The sequence below is a fragment of the Nocardiopsis flavescens genome (genome assembly GCF_900141985.1).
GTDB classification, from domain to species: Bacteria; Actinomycetota; Actinomycetes; order Streptosporangiales; family Streptosporangiaceae; genus Nocardiopsis; species Nocardiopsis flavescens.
The window spans coordinates 1-4,106 of record NZ_FQZK01000058.1; the positions used below are offsets into that span (position 1 = coordinate 1).

Sequence of the window (4,106 nt, forward strand, 5' to 3'; positions counted from 1 at the left end):
TGACCAGCCTGGTCAGAAAGATGACCAGCCTGGTCAGAAAGATGACCAGCACTCCAGCGGCGACCAGGAAAAAGGCGCTCCACCCCCTACGGCACCCTCTACTACTCCCTGTACTCCTCCCTCCCCCCCAGCCCCCCGCGTCGCCGGTGACGCTGCGGGCCCCGGGAACACCCCGTCGGGGAGGGAGGACGATCACGACCAGGAGCACGAGGAAGACCGGGGCGTGCCTTCGGCCGCCCCGAGCGAGAAGGCGTCCGACGACCACACGGGCCTCCAGAGGGCCGCTGAGAGGCTCGTGGACGGCGCAGTACGGGTGTGGCCGAGTAGCGCCATGCCTCCCGGCGCCCGCGACCGTCACAGGCTCGTGGGGCGCGTCATGGACGAACTGACGGACGGCGGCGACCCGCAGGTGATCCACCACGAGTTGACCCGGGACCTGAACACCGCAGCGTCGGTGCTTCGGGTGGTCATGGGAGCCCGCACCCGCACGCCCGGGTGGGGCAAGCGGATCGACCCGCGGCCGGACTACTCCCAGTGGGAGATCCCGGACCCGAACCACCCCTGGTGCGGGCAGTGCGATGAGCGCACCAGGCTGGTGAGGGTCTACGACCGGTCCACGGGCGAGACCCTGCCCGGCCGGTGCCGTACCGCGGTGGTCGACCACCGGGGTGAGACCGTGGCGTGCAACCCGCGCACCACACCGTTCCAGCCCGACACCGGCTTCGACAACGAGGACCAGGAGGAGGAGAACCTGTCCCCGGATGAGTTCGCCGCGATGATGGCGGCCTCCCTGGCCAACCCGAAGGCATCCCGCGAGGAGCTGCTGGCCGAAGCGCGGGCGAAGATGGCCAAGGGCGCCGAAGAGGTCAAGGCGGGCAAGAGCGACCGGTGACCGCACGAGGTCCCCGGGGTGGCCGCACCCGTGCGGCTACCCCCTATCGGTGCAGGTCAGACCGACCGGTCACGGATGACCGGTCGGTTCGGGGCCACCGAACCCCCCACCTGTACAGCGTATAGTTGAGGGGTTCGGGGTGTCCTGCGCACCCCCGCTGACCTTGTTGTTGGCGGCCACGCGGATGTCAGTGGATCGGTCACCAACTTGTCAGTGGCGTGGCCACGAGCATGTCAGTGATCCAGGTCGCATCCGCTACTCAACGTGACCTCACTCCTGGCGGCCTCTGGCCGTGTTCGCAGGTCAGGAGGTAGACCAATCCGGCCGTGCGGAGTGGTCTACCCGCGCCGCGTGGTTCGTTCCCGTTCACCCGCGATAACCCGCGCTTAGCGATAGTAGCCGTCACGCCGAGTTACTGACACTTTCGTGCTCGCACCACTGACGTTCTCGTGCTCGCCGACAGTTGCGCGGCACCAGAAGCTCCCGAGAGAGTTCGAGCGTCAAAAGTGCTGTTCTAACCGGTGGAAGCGATGGCCCGATCCGGCCACCCCGGAACCGCGGTGTTCTCGGTGTCCCCCACCCCACCTTCAGGAGGCGAACATGCAGTGGCACCCCCGCCACGAGGAGCCCACGGTCCTCCAGATCAGGCGCGAACTGCTGATCGTGCCCAGCCTGGACCCACAGTGTGTGGCCCGCACCCGGCGGGGACAGCGCTGCAAGAACGGGATCATCAGCCACCGCGGCGCCAGCCTCTACGACCAGGACCGCCCCTCCCTGCTGTGGTCCACCCGCGGCCTGCTCCCGGTCTGGCGGGCCCGCGCCGACCCCGAGGAGATCCGCGCCTGGACCGAACAGCGCTGCTCGCTGCACGACACCCCCGAGGCCACCGATCACACCGCTCCGGAGTGGTACCGCTTCGACCCCGACCGCGACACCGCCTTCATCCGCCCCCTGCCGTCGTGGCCCCGCCTACCCGCCCTGCCCAGGGAATGGTCCACGGCCTCCCAGGAGCTGGGAGACATCTGGGGCATCGGCCACGTCCAACACCACGGCCCGCCCGCCGGGGCGTTCATCGCCCCCGGGTGGCTCCTCGAACCCGCCCCGGCCTCCTCGACCGCCGCGGCGATGGCCGCGCTGGAGGAGATCCTGGCCGGCGCCCACGGTCTGCCCACCCTGGACTGGACCCTGACCGCCGACGGCCGCCTGGCCGGCGCCCTGCCCGACGAACCCGTCACCGACTTGGACGAGCGCGGGGATGCCTTCGCGCGCTGGGCGCACCACCTCGGAGCCGCACACCGCACCGAGCACCGCAGGAAGGGCTACCTCGAACTCCACGCCCGTGCTGAGGGGCCGGTCCCAGTGACTCTCCAAACCTTCATCGCAGACGGCATCGCCTGACTCGCTGGCACGCAGACACAACCACCACCCGCGCGCCCAGGGCGGCGTACGAAGGGCAGCTCGATCCCCTCACGGCCTGGGCGTGGTCCACCGGCCCATCACCGGCCACCCCTCGCCCGGGTCGGCCACCGGCGCCCACCCCCGCTCCGCGAACCACGCGGCCCGCCCTTGCACACCGGGGCCCTCGTCGACCGCGGCGAACGCCCACCGCACCCCCAGCCGGTGGGCGCGCGCGACGAACGTGGACAGCAGCCGGGTCCCGAACCCCAGACGGCGGGCGCCCGGGTCCACGACGACGGCCCGGATGTAGGCGTGCGGCGGCGCACACGGCGCCCCGGGCCCGGTGTAGGCGCTGTCGTAGACCCCGGCCAGCCACCCCGCCGGGGCCCCGCGCACGGTCCTCGCGATCAGCGCCCCGGGCCCGGGCCGGTAGGCGACGCCGGCCCGGCCGGCGATCTCCTGCAACGCCGGCAGGTCGGCCTCGGCCGCGGTGCCCCGGTCATCGAGCACACCGTCCGGGGGATGCAGCAGGCCGGGGAGCGGCTCCAGGCCCGGCGGGACAGAGCGGGGGTGGGAATCGTCCATGCCCCAGGGTGTACCCGGACCCTCCCCACCCCCGGTGGCCGAAACCGGACACCCAGAGCAGGACGCGCCCACCGAGCGGCGGCGCGCAGGTCGAAGGGCACACCGCGCCCCGCAACGCCCCGTTGCAGGGCACGGACCTTTCCCCTGCTACAGGCCGGGGAAGGGTGGGCCCGGATTGCTGCCGGCCTGGGCGGTACCAGACGCGGGAGCTGCGGTGGTCCGTACCGGACCCCGTGGCCGCCCCTCTCCTCTACCGTGACCCCGTGGCCAACCTTCCGCGGTCCCCCTTCTTTCGCGCCCGCCCCCAGCCCGGGAACGCTGCCCGAAGCTACGTTCTCGCGGCCCTGGTGATCGGTGGGGTCACCACTCTGAGCATCGCCGCTTGGCCGCTGCCGCCCTTCCTGTGGGAGCTGCTGCCCGAGCGTTCCCGCGACCTGCTCGGACAGGTGCCCGCCCTCCGGGCCGGGGCCGCGGCCCTCGCCCTGGCCGCACTCCTGACCGCCGCCGCGGTGGGTCGGCTCTGGAGGTTCCTGCCCACCGGGTTGGGGTGGCGGATCCTGGGCGCCTGGGCGGTGGCCGTCCTGCTGGTCGCCTTCATCGTCGCCGCCCTGTGGCTGGTGCTGGGCCTGCCCGGCCTGGACACCACCCCCACCGTCTCCCCCAAAGCGCTGGACTCTATCGCCACCCGCGCTTTCGCGATCGTGGCCGGCCTGGGCGGTGTGGCCCTGCTCGTCATCGCCTACCAGCGCCAGAGCGGCGAGCAGACGCGCCTGTTCACCGAGCGCTTCACCACCGCCGTCGGCCAGCTGGGCGAGGACCAACCGGCCGTGCGCCTGGGCGGCGTGCACGCCCTCGCCCACCTGGCCGACGACGCCCCCACCCCGGGGTTGCGCCAGATGTGCGTGGACGTGCTGTGCGCCTACCTGCGCAACCCCGGCCCTGACGACCTGCCCCAGGGCAGCACCGACGACCAGAAGCAGACCCACCACGACCGGGTGGTCGAGCACGCCGCGATGCGCGAGGTCCGCCTCACCATCGCGCGCACCATCAGCCACCGCCTGCGCACCCCCACCCCCTGGCAGGACTGCGACTACGACTTCACCGGCGTCACCTTCGAAAGCCCCCTCGACCTCAACGGAGCGGTGTGTCAGGGACGTATGACCTTCGTCAAGACGACCTTCACCAGTGACGCCGGCTTCGGGGATGTGACCTTCACCGGCGACGCCGACTT

4 protein-coding genes are annotated in these 4,106 nt (G+C 71.9%); 3 read left to right on the forward strand and 1 reads right to left on the reverse strand.

What is annotated here, in order from left to right; genetic code table 11:
* The first annotated feature begins 376 nt into the window (after positions 1 to 376).
* A complete protein-coding gene (locus BUE45_RS30920; protein WP_073384463.1) occupies positions 377 to 892 on the forward strand; it encodes a hypothetical protein in 516 nt (171 codons plus the stop codon).
* A gap of 600 nt (positions 893 to 1,492) precedes the next feature.
* Positions 1,493 to 2,290: a hypothetical protein gene (locus tag BUE45_RS30925; protein ID WP_073384464.1), complete on the forward strand. Its 798-nt coding sequence runs from the start codon at positions 1,493 to 1,495 to the stop codon at positions 2,288 to 2,290.
* A 69-nt stretch (positions 2,291 to 2,359) separates the two neighbouring features.
* Here the strand turns inward: BUE45_RS30925 and BUE45_RS30930 are convergent, their stop codons facing one another.
* Positions 2,360 to 2,875, reverse strand: a complete 516-nt coding sequence (locus BUE45_RS30930; protein WP_073384465.1) for a GNAT family N-acetyltransferase — start codon at positions 2,873 to 2,875, stop codon at positions 2,360 to 2,362.
* Positions 2,876 to 3,138: 263 nt separating this feature from the next.
* Here BUE45_RS30930 and BUE45_RS30935 point away from each other — a divergent pair.
* Positions 3,139 to 4,106: pentapeptide repeat-containing protein (locus tag BUE45_RS30935; RefSeq protein ID WP_178378718.1), on the forward strand; the 968-nt coding region annotated here is incomplete at its 3' end.